This window comes from Pseudomonas sp. GW821-FHT09C09, assembly GCF_059418105.1.
The window spans coordinates 350782-376828 of sequence record NZ_JBWKPF010000003.1; the positions used below are offsets into that span (position 1 = coordinate 350782).

Below are 26047 nucleotides of genomic sequence, written 5' to 3' on the forward strand. Positions count from 1 at the left end.
CCCGTCACTCCGGCTGAGCGATCTTGAATCCTCGAGATTGCGGCTCCAGCCGAATCATCCGCTTCATCTTCCATTCGAACGCCAGCGTCAGGCTGATCGCCGCGCAGGCCAGGCCCAGCGCCAGACCCCACCAGACGCCGGTCGGCCCCCAGTGCAGATGGAACGCCATCAACCACGCCGCCGGCGCGCCGATCAGCCAGTAGCAACCGAGCCCGACCAGGAAGGTGGTCTTGGCATCCTTGAGCCCACGGATGCAGCCCATGGCAATCGTCTGCGTGCCGTCGAACAGCTCGAACCACGCCGCCACCGCCAGCAGGCTCACGGCCAGCCGAATCACCTCGGCAAACGCCGGATCGTTATGGTCGAGGAACAAACCGACCAGCTGATTCGGCAGCAACCAGAACACCATCGCAAACCCCAGCATCACCACTGCACCGAAGACGATGCCGACCCGCCCGGACATCCGCGCGTCGTTCAATTGCCCGGCGCCGTAATGCTGGCCGACGCGCATGGTGATCGCATACGACATCCCCGCCGGCACCATGAATGCCACCGAGACGATTTGCAGGGCAATCTGGTGCGCCGCCAATTGGGTGCTGCCCATGGTGCCCATGCACAGCGCCGCGAAGGCGAACAGCCCGACTTCCACCGCGTAGGTTCCGCCAATCGGCAGGCCCAGGCGCCAGAGTTCTTTCAGGTACTGCCGGTTCGGCCGCGACAGGCCCTCGCGCAGCGGGTAAGCGTCATAGGCCGGATGCCGGCGGATATGCCACGCCAGCCCCAGCGCCATGCAGTTGGCCACAATCGCGGTAACAAGACCGATACCGGTCAGCCCCAGTTTCGGCAGGCCGAACATGCCGGTGATCAACGCGTAATTGAGCAGGAAGTTGGCCACCGTGCCGGCGAGGCTGATGACCATCACCGGCGTCGCCCGGCCGATGGCACTGGTGAAACCGCGCAGGGCCATGAAGCTCAGGTAGCCGGGCAGGGCAAACGGCAGGGCGATCAGAAATTGTCCGGCAGCGTTGACGTTGGTCTCGGTCTGGCCGAACAGCAACAGCACCGGTTTCAGGTTCCACAACAGCAACCCGGCGCCCAGCGCCATCAGCCACGCCAGCCACAGGCCGGCCTGGGTCAGTTTCGCGGCACCGATAATGTCACCGGCACCCTGACGGATCGCCACCAGAGTGCCGACCGCCGCGATCACGCCGATGCAGAAGATCGACACGAACGAGTAACTGGCCGCGCCCAGCCCGCCGCCGGCGAGTGCTTCGGGACTGAGGCGGGCCATCATCAGGGTGTCGGTCAGCACCATCAACATGTGCGCCAACTGCGAGGCGATCAACGGCCCCGCCAGCCGCAGGATGGCCCAGAGTTCGGTACGCACAGGACGCTGCATGGTTTCACATCCTTATAAAAGAGGGAGCAAGAGACCGTCGATTCTCAGGGTTTGGCGCGGGTTGCACAAAGGGATAAAAAGGATGGGTGGCATGATTAAAACTCATCCAGAAGCAATTCTGCTAAGTTGGCGCAATCCCGCCATTGGAGCGCTGTGCATGTCCCGTCGTCTTCCACCCTTGTATGCCCTGCGTGCATTCGAAGCTGCGGCGCGGCACAGTTCGTTCACCCGCGCCGCCGAAGAGTTGTCGATCACTCAAAGTGCGGTGAGCCGGCACATCCGCACGCTCGAAGAGCATTTCGCCTGTCGGCTGTTCCACCGCAGCGGACGCAACCTGCAACTGACCGAGTCGGCGCGCCTGCTGTTACCCGGCATCCGTGAAGGCTTTGCGGCGCTTGAGCGGGCCTGCAATACCTTGCGCGCCGAAGATGACATCCTGCGCATGAAAGCCCCGTCGACCCTGACCATGCGCTGGTTGCTGGCGCGGCTCAGTCGCTTCCGCCATTTGCAGCCGGGCAATGAAGTGCAACTGACCAGTGCCTGGATGGACGTGGACTCGGTGGACTTCAACAACGAGCCTTTCGATTGCGCGGTGCTGCTCAGCGACGGGCATTTTCCGCCGGACTGGGAGGCCAGCCTGTTGTTTCCGGAAGAGCTGATTCCGGTAGGCGCCCCCAACCTGCTCAATGACCAGCCCTGGGATGTGGCACGACTGGCCTCCACCGAATTGCTGCACCCGACCCCGGATCGCCGCGACTGGCGCAGCTGGCTGGAGCACATGGGGTTGTCGGATCAGGTATCACTCAAGGGCGGACAGGTGTTCGATACCCTGGAACTGGGGATGATCGCGGCGGCCCGGGGTTATGGCGTGTCCATGGGCGATCTGCTGATGGTGGCCGAGGATGTGGCGCAAGGACGTTTGAGTCTGCCGTGGCCGACGGCGGTCGCCAGCGGCCTGAATTACTACCTGGTGTGGCCAAAGACTCGTCCGGGAGGTGAACGTTTGCGCCGGCTCAGTGATTTCCTTCAGGGCGAAGTTCGAGCGATGGAACTGCCGGTGGTCGCGCGCTTGAGCTGAAACGTTCGAGCCGCCACAATGCCGGCCCCGGGCCATAACCCTGCTGTGCGCTCAAGTATTCGCGTTCACCGCCGAATACGTCCAAGTGGAACCGTCGTGCCGGTTCTGCGCATCACCCCCATTATTAGAATTTTTCCGAGCCGCGATCAGGGAGGATCCGCAGACTCGGCCAGGAGCTGTCCATGTCTCAACCTCGCGCCCGGATCGCCTCGCAGCTGGGCCTTGCGCTCGCCGTGATACTGGCGGTTGTCATCAGTGGCAGTACGGTGTTCGCCCTGCGTTCGCTGGACACCGCCAACCTCGCCACCCGTGAAGAACACCTGGCCAGCGAAGCCCGTCTGCTCGCCGACCAGTTGAGCACCTTCCACGGCACGCTGCGTGAAAGCACCCAGCGCCTGAGCGGGCTGTTCGAGAAGCGCTTCAGCGCGGGCCTGAGCATTCACCCGGACGAGCCGGTCAGCGTGGCGGGCACCCAGACCCCGGGCCTGCACCTGGGCAGCGAAGTGTTGAACAACAACTTCAAGGAAGTCGACGAGTTCAAGCAGATGACGGCGGGCGTTGCCACGCTGTTCGTGCGCAGCGGCGAAGACTTTGTGCGGGTCAGCACCTCGCTGACCAAACAGGACGGCAGCCGCGCCATCGGCACCTTGCTCGATCACGCGCACCCGGCCTACGCAAAGTTGATGGCGGGGCAGGGCTACGTCGGCCGTGCGTTGCTGTTCGATCGTTCCTACATGACTCAGTACACCCCGGTGCGTGACAGCAGCGGCAAGGTGATCGCGGTGTTGTTCGTCGGCTTCGACTACACCGATGCGCAGAACGCCCAGTTCGACAACCTCAAGCGCTTCCGCATCGGCCAGAGCGGTTCCCTGGCGCTGCTGGACGAGCAGAACAAATGGCTGGTCGCGCCGGCGGGCGTACAGGATCCGGATCAAGCAGTGCCGGTGGTCAACGGTCTGGCGAAAGCGCCGGGCAAGGGCCGGTTCTGGAGCGATAAGTCCGAAGACTTCTACAGCATTGCCGTGCCGTTCGAAGGTGGACCGTGGTCGGTGGTGGCGAGCATGCCGAAGTCCGAGATCCGCGAGGTGACCTGGAGCGTTGGCTTCCAGTTGGCCATCGGCAGTCTGCTGGCGATGCTGATCGCGGTCGGTTCTGCGGTGTGGCTGCTGCGCAGCAAGCTGCAGCCGCTGGGTGATCTGGTGCGTCAGGCCGAAGCCTTGGGCGCTGGTGATCTGAGCGTGCGTCTAAGTGTGTCGAGCAACGATGAAATCGGCCAGTTGGCCCGCGCGTTCAACCAGATGAGCCAGGCGCTGTCGACCATGGTCGAGCACATCCGCCGCGCTTCGGAAGAGGTTAACAGCCGTGCCCAGGCACTGTCCGGTTTGTCCGGTGGCGCGTACGAAGGCATGGAGCAGCAGTCCGGCGAAATCACCAGCATGGCCGGTGCGGTTGAAGAGTTTTCCGCAACCTCGCTGAACATTGCCGACAACATGGGCAACACCCAGCGTCTGGCCCAGGAAAATGCCCAGCAGACCCAGATCGGTCGCAGCTCGATGGAAGAAGCCTCTTCCTCGCTGGAGCAAATTGCCGGCGCGCTGAACACCACGGCAAGCGTGATCAACACCCTTGGTCAGCGCTCCCAGGAAATCGGCGGCATCGTCAGCGTGATCACCTCGATTGCCGAACAGACCAACCTGCTGGCGCTCAACGCGGCCATCGAAGCGGCCCGTGCCGGTGAACAGGGTCGCGGCTTTGCCGTGGTGGCTGACGAAGTGCGCAACCTGGCGTCGCGCACCCGCCAGGCGACCGATGAAATCTCCGGGATGATCCACAGCATCCAGCAGGAAACCGGTAACGCCATCAGCACCATGGAACAGGGCAACGTGCTGATGCAGGAAGGACTGTCGCGCAATGCCAACGTCGCTTCGGCGCTGGCGCGGATCGATGAACAGAGCCGCTCGGCGGGTCAGCAGTTCGCCGCGATCACCACCGCGACTCAGGAGCAGAGCAGCACCGCGACGCTGCTCAGCAGCAATCTGCAGAGCATTGCGATGGCCAACAGTGAGCAGCGTGAGGTGGTTTCCAATCTGGCGGTAACCGCTAAAGAGCTGGAGAAGCTGGCGGCGGATTTGCGTTCCGAGGTTGATCGCTTCCGCTGATGCGTCTCTGAAAAAGCTATCGCGAGCAGGCTCGCTCCCAAAGGATCTGTGTTGGTCCTGTGAGAGCGAGCCTGCTTGCATTTGGGCTCTCCAAAAACTCAGTACCTACTGAGTCGCCGGCCGATACTGCAACGCTTCGGCCAGATGCGCGCGATTGATATCCGCGCACGTTTCCAGATCCGCCAGCGTCCGCGCCACCTTGAGCAACCGATGCGCCGAGCGCAGCGACAGGGTTAGCCTTTCGCACGCCGTTTCCAGCCAGGTTTCATCGGCTGTGGATAACTTGCAGTGCCTCTTCAGTCCCGGCAAATCGAGAAACGCATTGGCGCAACCCTGGCGCTTTTGCTGCCGCTCGCGGGCCTCGGCGACCAACGCCGCCGCACTGGCACTGTCCTCTCCCGGTTTCACCGCTGGGTTCAACGCTGTGGCCTCTCGCGCCACCGTCAGATGCAAGTCGATACGATCCAGCAGCGGCCCCGACAGCTTGTTGCGATAGCGATGCACCATGTCCGGTGTACACGAGCACTTGCCGCTTGGCTCGCCAAGATATCCACAGGGGCAGGGATTCATCGCCGCCACCAGCTGGAATCGTGCGGGAAACCGCACCCGTTCCTTGGCCCGGGCAATCACGATGCAGCCGGATTCCAATGGTTCGCGCAAAACCTCCAGCACCTTGCGATCAAACTCCGGCAGTTCATCGAGAAACAGCACACCGTGATGGGCGAGGGTGATTTCGCCGGGTTGCGGTTTTGAGCTGCCACCGACCAGTGCCGGTCCGGAGGCCGAGTGATGCGGTTGGCGGAATGGGCGTTGCGGCCAATGAGTGAGCGGCGTGCCGCTGGCGACGGATTGAATCGCAGCCACTTCCAGCGCCTCACTCTCGGCCAGCGGTGGCAGCAGCCCCGGCAAACGACTGGCCAGCAACGTCTTGCCCGTCCCCGGCGGCCCGCTGAACAGCAGGTTGTGGGCGCCGGCAGCGGCAATCAGCAGCGCTCGTTTAGCGGCCAGTTGGCCTTGCACTTCATTCAGGTCGGGATAGGGTTTGGTGGCATGGATCAGCCCATCCGAGACATAAGGCTCAACCGGCGTATGCCCATTGAAATGCGCCACTGCCTCCAGCAGATGATCGACCGCAATCACCCTCAATCCCGATGCGAGGCATGCCTCCTCGGCATTCGCTCGCGGCACCACCAGCGTCCGTCCGGCCTTGCGCGCCGCCAGTGCCGCCGGCAACACCCCGCGCACCGCCCGCACTGCGCCGGATAACGCCAGCTCACCCAGGCATTCCACATCATCCAGCGTCAATGTCGGCACCTGCACACTCGCCGACAGGATCCCCAGCGCAATCGCCAGGTCGAAGCGCCCGCCATCCTTGGGCAGATCCGCCGGCGCCAGATTCAGGGTGATCCGCCGCGCCGGAAACTGCAGCCCGGAATTGATGATCGCGCTGCGCACCCGGTCCTTGCTCTCCTTCACCGCTGCTTCGGGCAGGCCGACCATGGTCAGCGAGGGCAAACCATTGGCCAGATGGACTTCAACGGTGACGGCGGGCGCATCCACGCCAATCTGGGCGCGGCTGTGGACAATGGCGAGGGACATGGTCGTTCCTTGAGTTGAATCTGAATCGGGGGCCGCTTCCTGCGGTTTTTTGAAGGGTAGTAGGGAGATGACGTTTAAGCGGGACAAGTGGAGCGCGAAAATTTCGCAGGATGTTGCTGAAGCGAGTCGCAAGAAATCTATCCGATACTACAAGCGGAAATAGGGACTATTTGTGTAGGAAATAGCGACGGTTTCATTGGGGGGCAGGACGCGTGAGTAGTCCATTTCTGAAAGTCTTGAGAGGGTATACAAAGCGCAACATGGCTGATTTGCTTTGATGGGTTCCTCGAATACACTCAAGATTAATGCATAACGTTAAGCTTTAAATTATGATCGTTAGCTTCAGATGTTCTGAAACCGAATACCTGTTCCGCAGCGGTAAAACCCGTTTCTGGTCAGCCATATTGAGTGTCGCGGAACGTAAGCTGACGATGCTTGATGCGGCAGTTGTATTGGCTGATCTTCGGTCTCCTCCGGGAAATCGACTGGAGGCCCTGGAAGGAGATCGAAAGGGGCAATACAGCATCCGGATCAATGCTCAATGGCGAATTTGCTTCGTCTGGGGTCTTAATGGTCCTGAGGATGTTGAAATCGTCGATTATCACTGAGGTGACTATGACTAAGAATGGTATGCGTCCGGTCCATCCCGGCGAGATCCTCAAAGAGGAGTACCTGGAACCTCTGAGCCTTACAGCTGCTGCGTTGGCGAGAGCATTGAGTGTGTCTACTCCAACGGTGAACGACATCGTTCTACAGCGGAGAGGTATCAGCGCTGATATGGCGTTGAGGCTTTCAATCTGCCTGGACACTACTCCTGAGTTTTGGCTGAACCTGCAATCGACTTACGATTTGCGAAAAGCTGAAATTGAGAGAGGAGCTTCCATCCGTGATCAAGTGGAGCGGCTGGCGCATTGTGCTTGATTCTGAACCCAAGGTCGAACGGCTGGGAGCTAAACAGTTGCTGTGACTACTTCTCAGAAAACATTTGAAAGGCGTCCTACGGACGCCTTTTTTGCTTTTTAGCCAAACCCAATATGCTCGTCCCGCCAGCAGACCACTCGGTTCGAGCGCTGGTCCGCACGTAACGACAACATCCCACGCACCGGCCGCACTTATCTCGAGGCGAAAAAAAACCGCCTTGAGGAGACGGTTTTTAATTTGCAAGCTTTGGTGAGGCCAAGGCCTGCGCATCCTTAGTGGACACACTCGCGTGTTCCGAGGTTATGCAGGTTTGATCACCGGCGCAAGCATCAGCGAAATTTTTGCCAACCAGTTGCAGGCTGGGATGAGGCCTCACTCAGCCGGCGGCGTCAACTTCGCTTCCATCTCCGCCACCTTCGCCTCAAGGCTCTCAAGCCGGGCGCGAGTGCGCGCCAGTACCACCATCTGACTATCGAATTCTTCCCGGCTCACCAGGTCCAGTTTGCTGAAGGCACTTTGCAGCAGCATCTTGAACTGGCTTTCGATTTCGGCTTTTGGCAATGGCGTGTCGCCGCTGAACAGGCGGGAGGCGGTGCCGCTCAGGGCGTCGAGGAAGTCTTTGGGCGCGAGCATGGGATATGTCCTGGAAACAATGGCCGGCAGTGTATCACGCAGTGTCTATAGTCATTCGCGCGGGCCCGGATGCACGCTTTTCGCGCAAAGGGACGGACGGCTGCGCACCGTTGTTGTGCGTATCCCGTGTGCCATTTCGGTGATGGCATCGGCGGTCGCGGCCAAGGGATTGAAATCAGGGGATTTTGGCGAGATGGCAAGCTTTCTGCTTAGTCGGTAGTGACCCATGCACTGATGCAGTCGCTGTGACGAATGCAGTGCGCCGGACGGGACGGGGAGTTTCGTCGGGAGCGGTTAGCTGGCGTCAGTCGGGCGGGTAGGGCCGACGATGCGTTACAAAGCCAGGCACTGCGCTTAGACTTGAGTCGGGTTTGTTTTCCTGGGGCAAGTCCACCAATTCGGGAGAGAGTTTCATGAAGCTAGTCACTGCCATCATCAAGCCGTTCAAGCTGGACGACGTGCGCGAGTCGCTGTCCGAAATCGGCGTGCAGGGCATTACCGTAACTGAAGTCAAAGGCTTCGGCCGGCAGAAGGGTCACACCGAGCTGTATCGCGGCGCGGAGTATGTGGTCGATTTTCTGCCCAAGGTGAAAATCGACGTTGCCATCGACGACAAGGATCTGGATCGGGTTATCGAGGCGATAACCAAGGCTGCCAACACCGGCAAGATCGGTGACGGCAAGATCTTCGTGGTCAATCTGGAACAGGCGATTCGCATCCGTACCGGCGAAACCGATACCGACGCGATCTAAACGCCGCCACAAACCCAACGCCCCAGGAGAAAACAATATGACTCTGCGTAAATTCGCAGGGCTAGGCGCCCTGTTGTCCATCGTAATGCCCGGCCTGGCTTTGGCGGCAGATCCGGTGGCGCCTCCAGTCCTCAATTCCGGCGATACCGCCTGGATGCTGACCTCGACGGCCCTCGTGCTGTTCATGACCATTCCGGGCCTCGCGCTGTTCTACGGCGGCATGGTGCGGTCGAAAAACATTCTTTCCGTGATGATGCAGTGCTTCGCCATTACCGGTCTGGTCACCATCCTGTGGTTCATTTATGGCTACAGCATGGCGTTCGACACCACCGGGATGGAAGCCAACGTCGTCAACTTCAATTCCTTCGTCGGCAGCTTCGGCAAGGCCTTTCTGGCAGGCGTCACCCCGGCCAGCATTACCGGCCCGACGGCGCTGTTCCCTGAAGCGGTATTCGTTACCTACCAGATGACCTTCGCCATCATCACCCCGGCGCTGATCGTCGGTGCCTTCGCCGAGCGCATGAAGTTCTCCGCGATGCTGGTGTTCATGGGCGTCTGGTTCACCCTGGTGTATGCGCCGATTGCGCACATGGTCTGGAGCGGTCCGGGTTCGCTGTTGGGCGACTGGGGCGTGCTCGACTTTGCCGGCGGCACCGTGGTGCACATCAACGCCGGTATCGCCGGTCTGGTGGCGTGCCTGGTACTGGGCAAGCGCAAAGGTTTCCCGACCACCCCGATGGCGCCGCACAACCTCGGTTACACCCTGATGGGCGCGGCGATGCTGTGGGTCGGCTGGTTCGGCTTCAACGCCGGCTCCGCAGCTGCGGCCAACGGCACCGCCGGCATGGCGATGCTGGTCACTCAGATCGCAACCGCCGCCGCTGCACTGGGCTGGATGTTCGCCGAGTGGATCACCCACGGCAAACCAAGTGCGCTGGGTATCGCTTCGGGCGTGGTTGCCGGTCTGGTGGCGATCACTCCGGCGGCCGGCACCGTGGGCCCGATGGGCTCGCTGATCATCGGTCTGGCCGCTGGCGTGGTGTGCTTCTTCTGCGCCACCAGCCTGAAACGCAAACTCGGTTATGACGACTCCCTGGACGCCTTCGGCGTGCACGGTATCGGCGGTATCCTCGGCGCAATCCTCACTGGTGTGTTCGCCGCTCCGGCGCTGGGTGGTTTCGGCACCGTCACCGACGTCGCCTCCCAAGTGTGGATTCAGTGCAAAGGCGTCGGCTTCACGGTGATCTACACCGCGATCGTCACCTTCATCATCCTCAAGGTGCTGGACGCCGTGATGGGGCTGCGCGCCACCGAGGAAGAAGAATCGGTGGGCCTGGACCTGGCACAACACAACGAGCGCGGCTACAACCTGTAAGAACGCGCCTCAAAAAACTTGCCCGGTTCGCCGGGCATTTTTTTGTCCGGAATTTGTCATCCCTGATGTGGCTGAATGGATTTTTCGTACTGCTTTGGTCGTGTTTACGACGGGTGTTTTTCTACGGCCAATGGCTTACATCATTGAAGGAATATTAGGGCCTTTGTTTTTTTTCAGAGCGCGCTAGAATGCGCCCCGAACGTGCGGAGAACTGTATGTGGCAACAGACTCTGATAACCCTGCGGGCACGGCCCCGGGGCTTTCATCTGGTAACGGAAGAGTTGCTCGCCGGACTGCCCGAACTCAAGGCATGCCGGGTCGGTCTGTTGCATTTGTGGCTACAGCATACCTCGGCGTCGTTGACCATCAACGAGAACGCCGATCCGGCGGTACGTCGCGACTTCGAACGATTTTTCAATCGTCTGATCCCACAAGGAACAGACGGCTATGAGCATAACGACGAAGGCCTGGACGACCTCCCGGCGCACTTCAAGGCCAGCGTGCTGGGCTGCCAGATCAGTTTGCCGGTAACGGCGGGTCGACTGGCACTGGGCACCTGGCAAGGCGTTTACCTGGGCGAGCATCGCGATCATGGCGGTGCCCGCAAAGTCCTCGCCACCTTGCACGGTGAAGGGGCATAAACCGTTGGTCACCAATGGTTACTGATTTTTTTACGGCGACTTTCGACAGTCGTCAAAGCTGGTCTATAACTAATCTGCTTTTCGCAAGTCATGAGGTAGAACATGAGCGACGATGATCTGGAAAACGACGACCTCGAAGTAGGCGACGAAGACGAGGCCGAAGACGGTCTGGAAGCGGCAGCGGAAGACGTTGCTGAAGACGATGGCGGTGACGATACGCCGGCCCCGGCTGCCAAAGGCAAGGCCAAGGCTGCGGTGTCGGTAGACGAGTTGCCGAGCATCGAAGCCAAGAACAAGGAGCGCGACGCCCTGGCCAAGGCCATGGAAGAGTTCCTTGCCCGTGGCGGCAAAGTGCAGGAAGTGGAGGCCAACGTGGTCGCCGATCCGCCCAAGAAGCCGGACAACAAGTACGGCAGCCGCCCTATCTGAGGCGTGCCGCTTGCTTGCTGAAAAAGCCCGCCGTCGCTGCGGGCTTTTTCATGGGCGAAAGAAAACTAGCCGAGACTGTTCCAGTGAGCGAGCACGGCGGGCAGATCGTTCAGGCTGCGAATCTCCGCATCCGGCAAGCGCTCCGCTTCCCAGACCTTGCCTGCCGGGTTGAACCAGATCGCACGCAAGCCCGCCTGCTGCGCTCCGGCAATGTCATCTCCCGGATGATCGCCGATATGCACCGCCGCTTCGGCACTCACCCCACCACGCTGCAGGGCTTCGTGGAACAGCCGCGCATCCGGCTTGGCGATGCCGATGTCTTCGGCGCACAGCGCAAACTTGAAGTAATCCGCCAGCCCGAGACGACGCACATCGGCATTGCCGTTGGTGACCACGCCGAGGGCGTAATGTTTGGCGAGGGTCTCCAGGATCGGCTCGACTTCCGGGAACACCTCGATCTGATGTCGGGCATGCAGAAACACCTCAAAACTCTTGTCCGCCAGTTCCGACGCTTCGCCGTGGGCATATCCGGACTCTTCCAAAGCATGGAACAGCACTCGCCGGCGCAGCGCGCTGATGCGGTGCTTGAGTCCCGGTTCGCTGCTCAGCACGCGCTCGCGGATCGACCACAGATGTTCCACCGGCACCGCGCCCAGCTTCGGTGCATGGTCGCTCAGCCACTGGCGCAAAACCGCTTCGGCGCTGACGATCACCGGGGCGGTGTCCCACAGGGTGTCGTCGAGGTCGAAGGTGATCAACTGGATGCTCATGAATCGTCGCCTTTCATGCGTTTGGCCCGTGGGTGGGCGCTGTCGTAGACCGCCGCCAGATGCTGGAAGTCCAGGTGGGTATAGATCTGGGTGGTCTTGATGTCCGAGTGGCCGAGCAGTTCCTGCACCGCCCGCAGGTCCTGGGAGGACTCCAGCAAGTGGCTGGCGAAAGAGTGCCGCAGCATGTGCGGATGCAGGTTCTGCCCCAGTTCACGTTCGCCGGCCAGTTTGACCCGCACCTGAATCGCTCGCGGGCCGAGGCGCCGGCCTTGCTGGCTGACGAACACCGCGTCGTCCGCCGGGTTGGTCAATGCACGTAGCGGCAGCCATTGCTCCAGCGCTTCCCGGGCCTTTTTGCCGACGGGCAACAGACGCGTCTTGCTGCCTTTGCCGAGCACCTGAACCATGCCGTCGGCGAGGTCGAGCTGATCGAGATTGAGCCCGGTCAGTTCCGACAGGCGCAGGCCTGAAGAGTAGAACAATTCCAGGATCGCCTGATCGCGTCGGGCCAGAAAGTCGTCCTCGACCGCGCCTTCAAGCAGTTGCAGCGCTCGGTCGGTGTCGAGGGTTTTCGGCAGGCGGCGTTCGCCTTTGGGCGGTGTCAGGCCAGTGGCCGGGTCGTGATCGCAAAGGCCTTCGCGATTCAGATAGTGATAGAGCCCGCGCACTGCCGAGAGCAAACGCGCAAGGCTGCGTGAAGACTGGCCCTGGGCATGCAGGCGGGCGATCAGGCTGCGCAGGCGCTGGATGTCCAGGGCCTGCCAGCTGCCGACGTTCTGTTTGTTGCACCAGCCGAGGACTTTATCGAGGTCGCGCCGATAGGCCGACAGCGTGTGCGGCGACACCTGCCGCTCACTGCGCAGGTGTTCGCAGTAAGCATCCAGTTGTCGTTCCATGCTCAGCGTACCGAGCGCAGGGAGCTGTTGACCCGTGGCAGTACGCGGCCCATGACTTCGGCGATGTAGCTGAGGAACAGCGTGCCGACCGAGCTCTTGTAGTGCTGCGGATCACGGCTGGCGATGGCCAGGATCCCGTGAATGCCCTGGTGGCTGACGGCGACCACGGCGGTGGAGCCGATCTGCTTGCGCTGCTCTTCGCCGAACAGGAAGTCCAGCTCGTGTTCGCGCAGGCTGCCGCTGACGCTCTTGCCTTCGGTGAGCAGGCCGCCGATGGCAGTCTGCGCGTCGGCGTGGGTCACCCAACGGCCGACCGGAGCCGGGTTATCGCCGAGCAGGATCAGGCTGACGAAGGGCACCTGAAAGTCCTGGCGCAGACTGTCTTCGACGCTGATTACCACGTCTTCCAGTGTAGCGGCGTCCATCAGGGCGAGGATCAGGCGGCGGGTCTTGTCGAACAGGCGATCATTGTCCCGGGCCACGTCCATCAAGTGCGAGAGGCGATGGCGCATCTCGATATTGCGGTCGCGCAGGATGGACATCTGGCGCTCGACCAGCGACACGGTGTCGCCGCGACGATGGGGGATGCGCAGGGACGGCAGCAGCTCTTCGTGCTCGACGAAGAAGTCCGGATGAGCCTCCAGGTACGCGGCAACCGCTGCCGCCTCCAGGCTCTCGGACGCTGTTTCACCGGACTGTCGGGCGGGTACCTGAGGCTTATCGGTCATGGCTTCTGCTCACTCAAAGACGGACTTGTCCTTCGTATACACGCACTGCCGGACCGGTCATCAGCACCGGTTGGCCGGGGCCTGCCCATTCGATGGACAGGCGCCCGCCCGGCAGGTCGATCAATAGCGGCGAATCCATCCACCCCTGGCTGATCGCAGCTACAGCAGCAGCGCAGGCGCCGGTGCCGCAGGCCTGGGTTTCCCCGGCACCGCGTTCCCAGACGCGCAGTTGTGCACGGTTACGGTCGATGACCTGGAGAAAACCGACATTGACCCGCGCCGGAAAGCGCGGATGGTGTTCGATCTTCGGCCCCAGCTCATGCACCGGTGCGGTGTTGATGTCCTGCACGCGCAGTACCGCGTGGGGATTGCCCATCGACACCGCCGCCAGCTCGACCGGCGTACCGTCGACATCGACCTGATAGCTCAGAGCTTGCTCGGTCGCCTGGAACGGAATGTCTGCCGGCACCTGGCGCGGCGCGCCCATGTTCACGCCGATCTGGCCGTCGTTACGCACGTCCAGTTCGATGATGCCGCCCTTGGTCTCGACGCGGATCTGCCGCTTGGCGGTCAGGCGCTTGTCGAGCACGAAGCGGGCGAAGCAGCGCGCACCGTTACCGCACTGTTCGACTTCGGAGCCGTCGGAGTTGAAGATCCGGTAACGGAAATCCACGTCCGGATTGCTCGGCGCCTCTACGATCAGCAACTGGTCGAAACCGATGCCGGTGTGCCGGTCGCCCCACATTTTTGCGTGCTTGGGCTGAATGTGCGCGTGCTGGCTGACCAGGTCGAGGACCATGAAGTCGTTGCCCAGGCCGTGCATCTTGGTAAAACGCAGCAGCATGGGGTTACTCCGGCAGCAGGCTTTCGCCGGCAAACAGCTCGGCCACGGTCTCGCGGCGACGCACTTCAAATACCTGATCGCCATCTACCAGCACTTCGGCGGCGCGGCCGCGAGTGTTGTAGTTGGAGCTCATCACAAAACCGTAGGCCCCGGCCGAATGCACGGCCAGCAGGTCGCCTTCTTCCAGCGCCAGTTCGCGATCCTTGGCAAGGAAGTCGCCGGTCTCGCAGATCGGGCCGACCACGTCGTACTTGCGTGCGGCGCTGTCGCGCGGCTTGACCGCCGTCACGTCCATCCACGCCTGGTAAAGGGCCGGGCGGATCAGGTCGTTCATGGCTGCGTCGACGATGGCGAAGTCTTTGTGCTCGGTGTGCTTGAGGTACTCGACCTGGGTCAGCAGCACGCCGGCATTGGCGACGATGAAGCGGCCCGGTTCGAACACCAGCGCCAGGTCACGACCGACCAGACGCTCGCGCACGGCCTTGATGTAGTCGGCGGCCAATGGCGGCTCTTCATCGCGGTAACGCACACCCAGGCCACCACCGAGATCGATGTGGCGCAGATGGATACCGCAATCGCCCAGGCGATCCACCAGATCGAGCAGGCGATCGAGCGCGTCGAGGAACGGTGGCAGGGTGGTCAGTTGCGAACCGATGTGGCAATCGACGCCGACCACTTCCAGGTTCGGCAGGTGTGCGGCACGCACGTACACGTCTTCGGCGTCGGCGATGGCGATGCCGAACTTGTTCTCTTTGAGACCGGTGGAAATGTACGGGTGGGTGCCGGCATCGACGTCCGGGTTCACGCGCAGGGAAATCGGTGCACGAACGCCCAGCTCGGCGGCGACCACTTGCAGGCGCTCCAGCTCGTCGGTGGATTCGACGTTGAAGCAATGCACGCCGACTTCCAGCGCGCGACGCATGTCGTCACGGGTCTTGCCGACACCGGAGAACACGATCTTGTCAGGGCTGCCACCGGCGGCCAGGACGCGTTCCAGCTCGCCACGGGAGACGATGTCGAAACCGGCGCCGATGCGGGCCAGGACATTCAGGACGCCGAGGTTGGAGTTGGCCTTGACCGCGAAGCACACCAGGTGCGGCATGCCGGCCAGCGCATCGGCATAGGCCAGGTACTGGGCCTCGATGTGGGCGCGGGAGTAGACGTAGGTCGGTGTGCCGAAGCGGTCGGCGATGGCGGACAGCGCCACACCTTCCGCGAACAGTTCCCCGCCACGGTAGTTAAAAGCGTCCATGGCGATCCCTTATTGGTAGACGTCGTGCTTGTGTGCTTTGGACGGCTGCTTTTGCGAAGACTGGGCTTGTGCAGCCGGATCCTGATCTTCATCGGGCAGGTACAGCGGGCCTTTCTGACCGCAGGCCGAAACGAGACAGGCAACCGCGACGAGCGCAGCAAGGGAAGAGATCAGGCGCTTCATGGCGAAATCCTTGAATATGCGTTAATTGCGCCGGAGTATACCGGCCACCCGGCAGCTTGCCTATGCGACGGAACTCCCGTCCGGCGGGGCTCGGGCTGCGGCGCGGAAAACTTTCCTGCATGGTGGGTGCATATTTCGTCGCCGGGCAGGGCGCTTGGTCGTTATCCTTTGCAATCGGCTGGCCGCGACCGTATCTTGCGGCGCTTGAGCCTGATCAGACATTTTTTGAGGTTGCCGCAATGAGTTTGTCCGAAGCCCGTTTCCATGATCTGGTCGATGCCACCCAGCAAGCGCTGGAGGACATCTTTGATGAAAGTGGCCTGGATCTGGACATGGAGAACTCGGCCGGTGTGCTGACTATCAAGTTCGATAACGGCAGCCAGTTGATCTTCAGCCGTCAGGAGCCTCTGCGTCAGTTGTGGCTGGCTGACCGTTCCGGTGGTTTCCATTTCGACTATGACGAGCAGGCCGGCAAGTGGACCTGCGAGAAAACCGAAGAGTTGCTGGGCGAAATGCTGGAGCGAATCGTCTGGGAGCGTGCCGGCGAAAAACTCGATTTCGACGAAATCTGAGATGACGACCGCGCCACGCCCTGCCAAGCCGCTCTACAGCAACGTCAGCCCGGCCGTGCCTTCACCGTGCACCGGCGTCTGTCGGCTGGACGAGCAGAAGGTCTGTCTCGGCTGCATGCGCCATGTCGAAGACATCCGTGAATGGCGTTCGGCCGATGACGAGCGCCGCCGGGTAATCTGTGCGCAGGCGATGCAACGCCGGCAGCTCGCCGGAGCGTAGCTTGTATATTTTTTGAGCTGTGATAGTGTCCGGAAACGCCTCAACCCATCGAGGCCTGGTGAAAACCCCGTCTTTTTTGGCGGGGTTTTGCTTTTTTTGTGTGCAGAAGAAAGGAGTCTGCCCGGATCATGACCGCACCTTCCATCACCCTTACCCGTCTGGACGTGCAACGTCTGGAACGCCTGATCGACAGCCTGGATGACTCGCTGCCGGGCGTGATCGCGCTGCAAACCGAACTGGACCGCGCCGATACCCTGGTCGGCCACGATGAAGTGCCCGCCGATGTCGTGACGATGAATTCCCGTGTGCACTGTCGCGAAGAAAGCAGTGGCAAGGACTACCACCTGACCCTGGTCTATCCGAAACACGCCAACGCCGATGAAGGCAAAATCTCGATCCTGGCCCCGGTCGGCAGCGCGCTGCTGGGCCTCAAGGTCGGTCAGCACATCGACTGGCCGGCGCCGGGCGGCAAGACCCTGAAGCTGACCTTGCTGGAAGTCGAATCGCAGCCGGCCAATGGCGGCGACTTCCCGGAATAACCCTGCCTCAGACCTGCTCGAGCGCCTCGTTCAGAGAGCGTTCCAGGTCGGCCTTGTAACGCAGATACAGATTGCTCGAACTCTGCCCGTCACCGATCACGCCCGACAGGTCCAGGTCGGTGATGTAGCAGCGGTAGCGCTCGGCTTCCCGGCGCTGACCGACGATTTCCCGGGCGACCACGCTGAACAGCTGGTCGCCATGTTCCAGCTCGCAGAATTCCCGCTGATTGCAATACAACGTGACCTGCACCTCGCCCGGTGCGGCTTTGCCGATGATCGCCTGCACGTCGTAGAACGGTTTGTTGACCGGCGTCTGCGGCGCCGGGCGCATTTCGACCCGTCTTGCGCGCCCCGGTCCTGATGGCAATAACTGGTAATACAAGATTTCAAGGCTGGCGGCGTGGTTCGAGTCCATCGGCAACAGTGCTTCGCGCCGGAACTGGATTGATTGCAGGAACCGTTGCAACGGCACCAGCAGACTTTGCTCGTCGTGATAGGGCAAATGTTGTTGCCACAATGCGTTGAATTCATCGAGCACATACAGCTCGGCCGTCTGCTCGGTGATCCGGTAGAACACCTGAATGCATTCGGGCTGGCCCATCGGCAGGATCAGCGCGAGGTCGTGGTCTTCCAGCGCCATCGGGTCCAGGTGCAGCGGGCTGTAGCGCGGCTGCTCCTCGCCGAGGTAATCAAGCAGTGCCGGCAGGGTGGCGAGGGCGACATGGCTGACCTGTCCCGGGACCAGTTCCAGTACGTGATAGTGCTGCTGCACCTGAATCAGGTAGCGGTGATTCAAGTCGCTGAGCAGCAAGTTCTGCGCAGTATCGACGATATCTTCCACCCGGCGGGCGATGAATTGCGCGCGGTTGTGGCAGAAGCAACGCACTCGCAGCGAGGGCTGTTGCAGTCCGCGCGGCAGGTTGTTTAGGTAATCGCGCAGGCAGTCGAGCAGCGCATGCGGGCCGTCGAAGCGGTTGACCAGCACTTCGTTCCAGCTGTTGAGCGTGACCTGATCAAGGGTCAGCACCAGGTTCTCGCGCACGCCGGCATAGCTCAGGGAGTCCGTGCGTTCGGTGGTCATCAGGATGTTCAGGTCGCGGTGATGCTTGAGCGGATCGACCCCGACATTCACCAGAATCAGCACTTCGCTCGGCACACTGGCGCGCAGCAGCGGTTCTTCGGCAACGGTCGGCAAGGGCAGGGCGATGCTCTGTTGCAGGCTGCCGAGAAGGTTGAACAGTTCGAACTCGCTCATGTCGCTGGTGCCGGGGTGCAGGGCCAGTCGGGTGCTGCTGTCGATCACGCCGTTGCGATGACACCAGGTCAGCAGTTCCAGCAACTGGCGGCTGCGCTTGATCGGCGCAAAGTGCTCCCACTCCAGCGCCGTCAGGCTGCCGTTGTACAGGCCCCACTGGGTTTGCCCGGGTTCCTTTTTGTTCGGCGACTGCACCAGGGTCAGGGTGTCTTCGGCCAGATCCGGGGCGATGCCCGGGTTGATGAACTCGACCTTGTCGGCCTTGCGTTCGAACGCGGCGTACAGGCGTCGGCCGAGAACGTTGAGGTCACGTTTGTTGATCAGGCTGACGGTCTGCTCGGTGCGGGCGAACTGGGTCAGGAAGCGGTAGCTGTAGTTCAGCTCGTTGACCAGAGCCCGGCGCTCGGCACTGACCTGTCGCACTTTCCACTGGCTGCGGCTGTCGAGCAGCGCCAGTTGCCGCTGGTCCCAGTGCCATTCACTGGCCAGTCTTTCCAGCAATGAGCGTTGCCAGCTCTGGGTGCGGCTGTTGCCGGTGAGCTTGCGGTTGACCTTGAGGTACAGTGCACGGCGTACCAGTTCCAGGCGCTCGGGTTCATTGCGCGCGGTGAGGTATTCCTCGATCCGGCGGTAAACCACCATGTACGGATCCAGCTCGTCGAGGTCGAGCCGGTTGGCGAATACCGCCTGCTTGAAGCGCAGGCTCAGGCACTGCACCTGCGGATGTTCGCTGGCGTAGACCTCGATCAGCAGCAGCTTGAGCACCGACTTGTAAGGCGACTCGATGCCCTTGAACAACTGCCACAGCCCGGCGCCCACGAATTCGCCCGGCGGAATGTGCGCCAGTGGGCCGAGGTCGAGGGTTTCATCGTTGCGGATGAAACGCTTGGAGATCAGGGTGTGGGTGTACTGGTCGTATGCGCGCTCTTCGTAGACCGGCACCAGCCACCAGATCGGCGTGCGCCCGGCCAGCCAGATCGCGGTGCGGTAAAACTCGTCCAGCAGCAGATAGTGCTGGGTGGTGCCGCAGTCTTCGGAGCTGAGCTGGGTATCGCGCTCGCCTTTGACGAATCGCACCGGGTCGATCAGGAAGAAATGCGCCTCCGCACCCTGACTCGCGGCCCAGGCTTCGAGCAACTGGCATTTCTTGCGCAGTTCGGCGAGTTCGCTGTCGCTCAGGTCGGGGGCGTGGCAGACCCACACGTCCATGTCGCTCTGGTCGGCCTGGGCCAGGGTGCCGAGGCTGCCCATCAGGAACAGGCCGTGAATCGGTCGCGGCGGGTTGCTGCCGTGGCGCGGCTTGTAGGAAAACGAACGCGTCAGGCGCTGGGCTTCGGTGAGTGCGTCGGCGTCCGGCTCGTAATTCGACAACCCGGCCGGCGTGCTGCCCGAGACATAACCGGGCAGCAGCGGATGATTGACGTGGAAAAACAGCGGCAACAGGGTCAGCACGCTTTGCTGGCGCGTCGACAGGCCTTCGAGGGCCCGGTTCAGGCGGCCTTCGTTGAGTTTGAGAAAGCGTGCGCGCAGCTGGCTGAGTACCTTGCGGTCGATTCCCTCGTCCAGGTCGGGGCGGATTTCATGGGTGCGGGTCATGTCGACTCAAACCGGCTCGCAGGGCTCGGAGGCAGAGGGTCACGGAATGCGAGGGAGTTTAGCGCCTGTGCAGCGCGAGCATTAAGCTGAATTTGTTTTTTGACGCCAGATTTCCACCGCGCGGCGTCGGCAGCGACCGGGCTGGCCCGCGGAAATCCCGTGGCGGAGGTTTCCGTGGGCAAAGTCGGGAGGATCAGGCGGTTTGTTGCTCTTTCAGAATCGTCAGTACGGTCTGCACGTTTTGTGCGGCATCGCGACCGAGACTGGTCAGGTAACCGCCATCAGGCTGGTCTGTCAGTTCTTTTTCAAAGAGGCGTTGGGCAGCAGCAATGTGCTTCGGGGCAGCGGTCTGATGAATTTTCAGACCTTCCTGGGAACTGTCCAGGTTGAAGAGTGCGAGGACTTCCAGTTCGGCAACCAACTCAGGGGTAAGCGACATAAGGACTCCAGACTTTCTAGGAATTGGACGACAGCGCCCCTAAGGTGAACCTGCCGGCGCGGCCTGTCCAGTGTGCGCCAGGGTTTTTGTCTCAGGGGTGGATTCCAGTGTAGTCAGGGGGCGGGAGGAGGCCGGATAGAAGGGTGACAAATTGTGTGGGAGCCCGGCTGCTCCCACATCGGGTTGCCCGGTTAAACCTTTTCCGGTGGCAACTCAGGCAGGGCGCGAAGGGCCGCTTCGTACCATTCGGTATTAAACGCGCGGTCGTCATCGAGCATGGCGTCGATTTCGTAAGCCAGCACGTGGGCCATCAGGTTCAGGATGTCTTCGCGCTCGTAACCGACCAGGGTCAGTTTGTTGAACGTGGCCTTGGCTGCGGGCGGGTTGTCGCTTTCGATCTGGTTTTCGATGGCTTCGATCAAAGTGCTCTCGGTGAACTCTTCTTCGTCGTTATCGATGTCTGTCGGCTCGCTCATGGCAGGCTCCTCAAGGAAAGGCGCCAGTTTACCCGCATTCAGCGGCGTGATGCTGCTGGCGGGATTCCCCGGAGCGATCTATAAACAGGCACTGCCCACCCCGCACGGCCTGGAGGCTATGTGATGTTCAAGCTCTACGGATTCTCAGTCAGCAACTACTACAACATGGTCAAACTGGCGCTGCTGGAAAAGGGCCTGCCGTTCGAGGAAGTCACCTTCTACCCGACGCCAACGCCGGAGTCTCTGGCCATCAGCCCACGCGGCAAGGTGCCGGTGCTGGGGGCCGAAGGTGGCTACATCAACGAAACGATGGTGATGCTCGAATACCTCGAAAGCAGCCAGAAGGGTGTTCCGCTGCTGCCGGCCGAGCCGTTTGCGCGCGCCCAGGTGCTGGCGGTGGCCAAGGAGATCGAGCTGTACATCGAGCTGCCGGCCCGAGCCTGTTACGGCGAAGCGTTTTTCGGCGCGGCGCTGCCGGAGGCGATCAAGGAAAAAACCAAGTCTGAATTGCTGCTGGGTTTTGCGGCGCTGGGCCGCCACGGCAAGTTCGCCCCGTATGTGGCGGGCGACAGCCTGAGCATCGCTGACCTGTACTTCCTCTACAGCGTGCCGCTGGCGGCTGCGGTGGGGCATAAGCTGTTCGGTCTGGATCTGCTGGCGGACATGCCGAAGGCCAAGGCACTGCTGGAGCGACTTGAGCAGAATCCGCATGTGCAGAAGATTGCAGCAGACAAGGAAGCGGCGATGCCGACGTTTTTGGCGATGATCGCCGCCAAAAAGTAGAAATTTGTTCTGAAGCGAGTTCGCGGGCAAGTCGATGATTCGACTTGCCCGCGATGCTTTTAGCGGCCGGCGATCAACGCCTGACCGCGAGCCACGGCAGCCTTGACCTGCGCCGGCGCAGTGCCGCCGATGTGGTCGCGGGCATTCACCGAACCTTCCAGGGTCAGCACGGCAAACACGTCCTGCTCGATCTGGTCGCTGAACTGACGCAGTTCTTCCAGGCTCATTTCCGCCAGATCCTTGCCGGTATCGACGCCGTATTTCACGGCATGGCCGACGATTTCGTGGCAGTCACGGAACGGCAGGCCACGGCGCACCAGATAGTCGGCCAGGTCGGTGGCGGTGGAGAAACCGCGCAGCGCCGCTTCACGCATGATCGCGTGTTTCGGTTTGATCGCCGGGATCATGTCGGCAAAGGCACGCAGCGAGTCGCGCAGGGTGTCGGCGGCGTCGAACAGCGGTTCCTTGTCTTCCTGGTTGTCCTTGTTGTAGGCCAGCGGCTGGCCTTTCATCAGGGTCAACAGGCCCATCAGGGCGCCGAACACACGGCCGGTCTTGCCGCGTACCAGCTCCGGCACGTCAGGGTTCTTCTTTTGCGGCATGATCGAGCTGCCGGTGCAGAAACGGTCCGGCAGATCGATGAACTGGAACTGCGCGCTGGTCCACAGCACCAGCTCTTCGGAGAAGCGCGACAGGTGCATCATCGCGATGCTCGCGGCCGAGCAGAATTCGATGGCGAAGTCGCGATCGGACACGTTATCCAGCGAGTTGCCGCCGACAGCGTCGAAGCCCAGCAGTTGTGCGGTGTATTCGCGGTCGATCGGGTAGGTGGTGCCGGCCAGCGCGGCGCTGCCCAGCGGCATGCGGTTGGTGCGCTTGCGGCAGTCGACCAGGCGTTCGTAGTCGCGGCTGAGCATTTCGAACCAGGCCAGCATGTGGTGACCGAAGGTCACAGGCTGTGCGGTCTGCAGGTGGGTGAAGCCCGGCATGATGCTCGCGGCCTCGCGCTCGGCCTGCTCCAGCAGGCCTTTTTGCAGGCGGGTGATCTCGGCCAGGATCAGGTCGATCTCGTCACGCAGCCACAGACGGATGTCGGTGGCGACCTGGTCGTTGCGGCTGCGGCCGGTGTGCAGCTTCTTGCCGGTGATGCCGATGCGGTCGGTCAGGCGTGCCTCGATGTTCATGTGCACGTCTTCGAGGTCCACGCGCCAGTCGAACTGGCCGGCCTCGATTTCGCCCTGGATGGTCTTCAGGCCATCGATGATGCTGTCGCGCTCGGCATCCGTCAGCACGCCGACCTTGGCCAGCATGGTGGCGTGGGCGATCGAGCCCATGATGTCGTGGCGATACAGGCGCTGGTCGAAAGTGACGGAGGCGGTGAAGCGGGCGACGAAGGCGTCGACGGGTTCACTGAAGCGGCCGCCCCAGGACTGATTGGTCTTGTCAGTGCTCATGAATTCGCTCGTATCGGCTTGAAGAAAGAAGGCGTGAAACGCTGGCGCGGATAATAACAGGGTTGCCAATCCTGTCGTTGACACTGGTCGATACGTTTTTTTCTCATCTCTGCGTTCATAGTCGCCGCCGGTTCCGGGGGATTTGCGCAAGGATATTTTCCGATTGAGCAATATCGGCCCGGCGAGCGTCTACAGTAGGACTAAGGGTCGGCGCGACTGTGGATCGTGCAAAGGTCTGGCCGCCGACTATAAGAAGAGAGGGGTGGGTGTTTTGACCATCGGCATACCCTGCGTAAAACGCAGACAGCAGCGAGCTTTGGGCGGTGCGTCCCGGGTGTCGGCAAATATTGCCGGCCGACGTACGGCACTTTTTGGCGCTCGCGCTAGTCTTAGCGTGGATCGCGGTGACGGACGTCACTCCACTTGTCTACGCTATCCTTGTGCGAGACTCACGCAGGAATCCAGCGCAATATGAATGTCCTGATCGTTGATGACGAACCACTGGCCCGCGAGCGCCTCGCCCGAATGGTGAGCGAGCTCGAGGGCTACACAGTCCTGGAGCCCAGCGCCACCAATGGCGAAGAGGCGTTGGCACTGATCGACAGCCACAAGCCGGATATCGTGCTGCTCGATATCCGCATGCCGGGCCTCGACGGCCTGCAAGTGGCTGCCCGGCTGTGCGAACGCGAAACCCCGCCCGCCGTGGTGTTCTGCTCCGGTATCGATGAATTTCCCTTGGAGGCCCTGCAGGCCAGCGCCGTGGGCCATGTGGTGAAACCCGTGAGAACCGAACATCTGCAGGAAGCCCTGAAAAGGGCCGAACGTCCGAATCGGGCTCAGCTATCGGCCCTGACCCGTCCCGCCGCCGAAAGCGGCAATGGTCCGCGCAGTCATATCAGCGCCCGAACCCGCAAAGGCATCGAACTGATCCCGCTGGATCAGGTGGTGTATTTCATTGCCGATCACAAATACGTGACCCTGCGTCATGAAGCCGGTGAAGTCCTGCTGGACGAGCCGCTCAAGGCCCTGGAAGACGAGTTCGGCGAGCGATTCGTGCGGATCCACCGCAATGCGCTGGTCGCCCGCGACCGCATCGAACGCCTGCAACGTACGCCGCTGGGCCACTTCCAGTTGTTCCTCAAGGGCCTGAACGGTGACGCGCTGATCGTCAGCCGCCGTCATGTGGCGGGCGTGCGCAAAATGATGCAGGGGCTTTAGCCCGCTGGCGTCGGGCGGCTCGTTTCTCCATTCACCAGGCATTGCCGGCCAGGGAGGCCACGCCGTTTCTGATTCAGGTCAAAGTGGATTTGGCTGAGCTGTTATTATCCGCCGTATCTATTCAGTACGGATTGATCCATGTCCTCTCGCGAAATCCGCATCGCCACCCGCAAAAGTGCACTGGCCCTCTGGCAGGCCGAATACGTCAAAGCCCGTCTGGAAGCAGCCCACCCGGGATTGCTGGTGACGCTGGTGCCCATGGTCAGTCGCGGCGACAAGCTGCTTGATTCACCTCTGTCGAAAATCGGTGGCAAGGGCCTGTTCGTCAAGGAACTGGAAACCGCGCTGCTGGAAAATGAAGCCGACATCGCCGTCCATTCGATGAAAGACGTGCCGATGGACTTCCCCGAAGGTCTCGGTCTGTTCTGCATCTGCGAGCGCGAAGACCCGCGCGACGCCTTTGTCTCCAATACTTTTTCCAGCCTTGATGCGTTGCCGGCCGGCAGCATCGTCGGCACGTCCAGCCTGCGTCGCCAGGCACAGTTGCTGACCCGTCGTCCCGACCTGGAAATCCGTTTCCTGCGCGGCAACGTCAACACCCGTCTGGCCAAGCTCGATGCCGGCGAGTATGACGCAATCATCCTCGCGGCGGCCGGTCTGATTCGCCTCGGTTTCGAAGATCGCATCACTTCTGCGATCAGCGTCGACGACAGCCTGCCGGCCGGTGGCCAGGGCGCAGTCGGTATCGAATGCCGCAGTGCCGACACTGAAATCCACGCCTTGCTCGCACCTCTGCATCACGCCGATACGGCTGACCGTGTGAGCGCCGAGCGTGCCCTCAACAAACACTTGAATGGCGGTTGCCAGGTGCCGATCGCCTGCTACGCCGTGCTCGAAGGCGAGCAATTGTGGCTGCGAGGTCTGGTCGGCGAGCCGAGCGGTGGCAAGCTGTTGAGTGCCGAAGCCCGTGCGCCGCGCTCTGACGCGGAAGCGCTGGGTGTGCAGGTCGCTGAAGATTTGCTCCGTCAGGGTGCCGACGACATTCTCAAGGCTGTCTACGGCGAGGCAGGTCACGAGTGACGACCTGGCGCCTGCTGCTGACGCGCCCCGCTGACGATTGCGAGGCGCTGGCCGAGGTGCTGGCCGGGCAGGGGATTTTCAGCAGCTGCCTGCCGCTTTTGGAAATCGCACCGCTGCCGGTCTCTGACACAATGCGCCAGACCTTTGCCGGGTTGTCGCGCTACAGCGCGGTGATCGTGGTCAGCAAACCGGCGGCACGCATCGCTGGGCAATTGATTGATGCCGTGCCGGCCATGCCCTGGTTCAGCGTTGGCGCAGCGACGGCGCAGATTCTTCGGGATCGGGGTCTCGATGCGCATTGCCCGGACGAAGGCGATGACAGTGAAGCCTTGCTGCAATTGCCGCGTCTGCTCGAGGTCGTTGCACAGCCCGGCGCGCAGGTGTTGATCCTGCGCGGAGAGGGTGGTCGCGAGCTGCTGGCCGAGCGCCTGCGCGCGCTTGGTGCTAGTGTCGAGTATCTGGAACTGTACCGCCGTGACCTGCCGGACTATCCGCCGCGGGAACTGCCCCGACGTATTGCGGCGGAACGCCTGAACGGGCTGGTGGTCAGCAGTGGACAGGGTTTTGAGCACCTGCGCCAATTGGCCGGCGATACATGGCCGGCGCTAGCGCAGATGCCGTTGTTTGTTCCAAGCCCAAGGGTCGCCGAGCAGGCACGCGCCGCCGGGGCCCGAACAGTTGTGGATTGTCGCGGCGCCAGTGCTGCGGCCTTGCTGACGGCGTTACGGGAGCATCCCGTGCCCGTTCTCTAATGCA

General features: G+C 61.7%; 28 protein-coding genes and 1 pseudogene. 16 read left to right on the forward strand and 13 right to left on the reverse strand.

All coding sequences use genetic code 11. The features are described 5' to 3' along the window. Positions 1-4 precede the first annotated feature (4 nt). On the reverse strand, positions 5-1399 hold the full coding sequence (locus AC07NR_RS11295; protein WP_495078581.1) for a NorM family multidrug efflux MATE transporter: 1395 nt from the start codon (positions 1397-1399) through the stop codon (positions 5-7). 157 nt (positions 1400-1556) lie between these two features. On the opposite strand from AC07NR_RS11295, the gene AC07NR_RS11300 reads away from it, so the two are divergent. Next, a complete protein-coding gene (locus AC07NR_RS11300) occupies positions 1557-2477 on the forward strand; it encodes a LysR substrate-binding domain-containing protein (RefSeq protein ID WP_085708898.1) in 921 nt (306 codons plus the stop codon). Between the two features lie 182 nt (positions 2478-2659). Further along, entirely contained in the window at positions 2660-4636 is a 1977-nt protein-coding gene (locus AC07NR_RS11305; RefSeq protein ID WP_495078582.1) for a methyl-accepting chemotaxis protein, read from the forward strand. A 105-nt stretch (positions 4637-4741) separates the two neighbouring features. Here AC07NR_RS11305 and AC07NR_RS11310 read toward each other — a convergent pair whose 3' ends face one another. Then, entirely contained in the window at positions 4742-6235 is a 1494-nt protein-coding gene (locus AC07NR_RS11310; protein WP_495078583.1) for a YifB family Mg chelatase-like AAA ATPase, read from the reverse strand. Positions 6236-6564: 329 nt separating this feature from the next. On the opposite strand from AC07NR_RS11310, the gene AC07NR_RS11315 reads away from it, so the two are divergent. Next, positions 6565-6843 carry a type II toxin-antitoxin system RelE/ParE family toxin gene (locus AC07NR_RS11315; protein ID WP_495078584.1) on the forward strand — a complete coding sequence of 93 codons (279 nt, stop codon included), beginning with the start codon at positions 6565-6567 and terminating at the stop codon, positions 6841-6843. A gap of 7 nt (positions 6844-6850) precedes the next feature. Further along, positions 6851-7156 (forward strand): HigA family addiction module antitoxin, encoded by a 306-nt coding sequence (locus tag AC07NR_RS11320; RefSeq protein ID WP_115079643.1) that lies wholly within the window; start codon positions 6851-6853, stop codon positions 7154-7156. A gap of 372 nt (positions 7157-7528) precedes the next feature. Here AC07NR_RS11320 and AC07NR_RS11325 read toward each other — a convergent pair whose 3' ends face one another. Further along, positions 7529-7789 carry an accessory factor UbiK family protein gene (locus tag AC07NR_RS11325; protein ID WP_007920416.1) on the reverse strand — a complete coding sequence of 87 codons (261 nt, stop codon included), beginning with the start codon at positions 7787-7789 and terminating at the stop codon, positions 7529-7531. A gap of 413 nt (positions 7790-8202) precedes the next feature. Between AC07NR_RS11325 and glnK the strand changes: the two genes are divergently transcribed. The 4 genes from glnK (at position 8203) to sutA (ending at position 10986) form a co-directional block, all read left to right on the forward strand. Next, on the forward strand, positions 8203-8541 hold the full coding sequence (glnK, locus tag AC07NR_RS11330) for a P-II family nitrogen regulator (protein WP_002555808.1): 339 nt from the start codon (positions 8203-8205) through the stop codon (positions 8539-8541). A 37-nt stretch (positions 8542-8578) separates the two neighbouring features. Beyond that, positions 8579-9916: an ammonium transporter gene (locus AC07NR_RS11335; RefSeq protein WP_495078585.1), complete on the forward strand. Its 1338-nt coding sequence runs from the start codon at positions 8579-8581 to the stop codon at positions 9914-9916. A 215-nt stretch (positions 9917-10131) separates the two neighbouring features. Then, on the forward strand, positions 10132-10557 hold the full coding sequence (locus AC07NR_RS11340) for a secondary thiamine-phosphate synthase enzyme YjbQ (protein ID WP_085708920.1): 426 nt from the start codon (positions 10132-10134) through the stop codon (positions 10555-10557). Positions 10558-10659: 102 nt separating this feature from the next. Then, positions 10660-10986 (forward strand): dormancy-specific transcriptional regulator SutA, encoded by a 327-nt coding sequence (gene sutA / locus AC07NR_RS11345; RefSeq protein WP_007951900.1) that lies wholly within the window; start codon positions 10660-10662, stop codon positions 10984-10986. 65 nt (positions 10987-11051) lie between these two features. On the opposite strand, the gene AC07NR_RS11350 is transcribed toward sutA, so the two are convergent. Genes AC07NR_RS11350 through lptM form a run of 6 tightly spaced genes read right to left on the reverse strand, consistent with a single transcriptional unit; the run spans position 11052 to position 15659 of the window. Further along, positions 11052-11756 (reverse strand): HAD family hydrolase, encoded by a 705-nt coding sequence (locus AC07NR_RS11350; RefSeq protein WP_495078586.1) that lies wholly within the window; start codon positions 11754-11756, stop codon positions 11052-11054. Beyond that, positions 11753-12652, reverse strand: a complete 900-nt coding sequence (gene xerC / locus AC07NR_RS11355) for a tyrosine recombinase XerC (RefSeq protein WP_114886293.1) — start codon at positions 12650-12652, stop codon at positions 11753-11755. Before xerC ends, AC07NR_RS11350 begins: the two co-directional genes overlap by 4 nt. 2 nt (positions 12653-12654) lie before the next feature. After that, complete coding sequence (locus AC07NR_RS11360; protein WP_114886291.1) at positions 12655-13380, reverse strand: DUF484 family protein; 726 nt, start codon at positions 13378-13380, stop codon at positions 12655-12657. Between the two features lie 13 nt (positions 13381-13393). Further along, a complete protein-coding gene (dapF, locus tag AC07NR_RS11365) occupies positions 13394-14224 on the reverse strand; it encodes a diaminopimelate epimerase (RefSeq protein ID WP_495078587.1) in 831 nt (276 codons plus the stop codon). A 4-nt stretch (positions 14225-14228) separates the two neighbouring features. Next, the gene (lysA, locus tag AC07NR_RS11370; RefSeq protein WP_495078588.1) at positions 14229-15476 is read right to left on the reverse strand and encodes a diaminopimelate decarboxylase; all 1248 of its coding nucleotides are present in this window, start codon (positions 15474-15476) and stop codon (positions 14229-14231) included. A 9-nt stretch (positions 15477-15485) separates the two neighbouring features. Continuing rightward, on the reverse strand, positions 15486-15659 hold the full coding sequence (lptM, locus tag AC07NR_RS11375) for an LPS translocon maturation chaperone LptM (RefSeq protein ID WP_495078589.1): 174 nt from the start codon (positions 15657-15659) through the stop codon (positions 15486-15488). A 239-nt stretch (positions 15660-15898) separates the two neighbouring features. On the opposite strand from lptM, the gene cyaY reads away from it, so the two are divergent. The 3 genes from cyaY to rnk all read left to right on the forward strand — a co-directional run bounded on the left by cyaY (position 15899) and on the right by rnk (position 16990). After that, positions 15899-16231 (forward strand): iron donor protein CyaY, encoded by a 333-nt coding sequence (gene cyaY, locus AC07NR_RS11380; RefSeq protein ID WP_085708927.1) that lies wholly within the window; start codon positions 15899-15901, stop codon positions 16229-16231. A gap of 1 nt (position 16232) precedes the next feature. Continuing rightward, a complete protein-coding gene (locus tag AC07NR_RS11385; protein ID WP_085708928.1) occupies positions 16233-16451 on the forward strand; it encodes a DUF1289 domain-containing protein in 219 nt (72 codons plus the stop codon). Positions 16452-16579: 128 nt separating this feature from the next. Further along, positions 16580-16990: a nucleoside diphosphate kinase regulator gene (gene rnk / locus AC07NR_RS11390; protein ID WP_495078590.1), complete on the forward strand. Its 411-nt coding sequence runs from the start codon at positions 16580-16582 to the stop codon at positions 16988-16990. Positions 16991-16997: 7 nt separating this feature from the next. Here the strand turns inward: rnk and AC07NR_RS11395 are convergent, their stop codons facing one another. The 3 genes from AC07NR_RS11395 to AC07NR_RS11405 form a co-directional block, all read right to left on the reverse strand. After that, positions 16998-19841 carry a class I adenylate cyclase gene (locus tag AC07NR_RS11395; RefSeq protein WP_495078591.1) on the reverse strand — a complete coding sequence of 948 codons (2844 nt, stop codon included), beginning with the start codon at positions 19839-19841 and terminating at the stop codon, positions 16998-17000. Between the two features lie 193 nt (positions 19842-20034). Next, a complete protein-coding gene (locus tag AC07NR_RS11400) occupies positions 20035-20280 on the reverse strand; it encodes a TIGR02647 family protein (RefSeq protein ID WP_007951883.1) in 246 nt (81 codons plus the stop codon). A gap of 191 nt (positions 20281-20471) precedes the next feature. After that, complete coding sequence (locus tag AC07NR_RS11405; protein ID WP_495078592.1) at positions 20472-20756, reverse strand: hypothetical protein; 285 nt, start codon at positions 20754-20756, stop codon at positions 20472-20474. Between the two features lie 123 nt (positions 20757-20879). Here AC07NR_RS11405 and AC07NR_RS11410 point away from each other — a divergent pair, with 123 nt between their 5' ends. Then, a complete protein-coding gene (locus tag AC07NR_RS11410) occupies positions 20880-21539 on the forward strand; it encodes a glutathione S-transferase family protein (RefSeq protein WP_265812905.1) in 660 nt (219 codons plus the stop codon). Positions 21540-21598: 59 nt separating this feature from the next. On the opposite strand, the gene argH is transcribed toward AC07NR_RS11410, so the two are convergent. Continuing rightward, positions 21599-22993, reverse strand: coding sequence for an argininosuccinate lyase (argH, locus tag AC07NR_RS11415; protein ID WP_119426773.1), 1395 nt, complete (start codon positions 22991-22993; stop codon positions 21599-21601). Between the two features lie 343 nt (positions 22994-23336). On the opposite strand from argH, the pseudogene AC07NR_RS11420 reads away from it, so the two are divergent. From AC07NR_RS11420 to AC07NR_RS11435, 4 genes and pseudogenes are all read left to right on the forward strand, one after another. Continuing rightward, a pseudogene (locus AC07NR_RS11420) lies at positions 23337-23468 on the forward strand (sensor histidine kinase); the annotation flags it as partial. Beyond that, positions 23465-24211 carry a LytR/AlgR family response regulator transcription factor gene (locus AC07NR_RS11425; protein WP_085708933.1) on the forward strand — a complete coding sequence of 249 codons (747 nt, stop codon included), beginning with the start codon at positions 23465-23467 and terminating at the stop codon, positions 24209-24211. The pseudogene AC07NR_RS11420 and the gene AC07NR_RS11425, both read left to right, overlap by 4 nt. Positions 24212-24349: 138 nt before the next feature. After that, entirely contained in the window at positions 24350-25291 is a 942-nt protein-coding gene (gene hemC / locus AC07NR_RS11430; RefSeq protein WP_248739857.1) for a hydroxymethylbilane synthase, read from the forward strand. Continuing rightward, positions 25288-26043, forward strand: coding sequence for a uroporphyrinogen-III synthase (locus AC07NR_RS11435; protein WP_495078593.1), 756 nt, complete (start codon positions 25288-25290; stop codon positions 26041-26043). Before hemC ends, AC07NR_RS11435 begins: the two co-directional genes overlap by 4 nt. Positions 26044-26047: the final 4 nt, after the last annotated feature.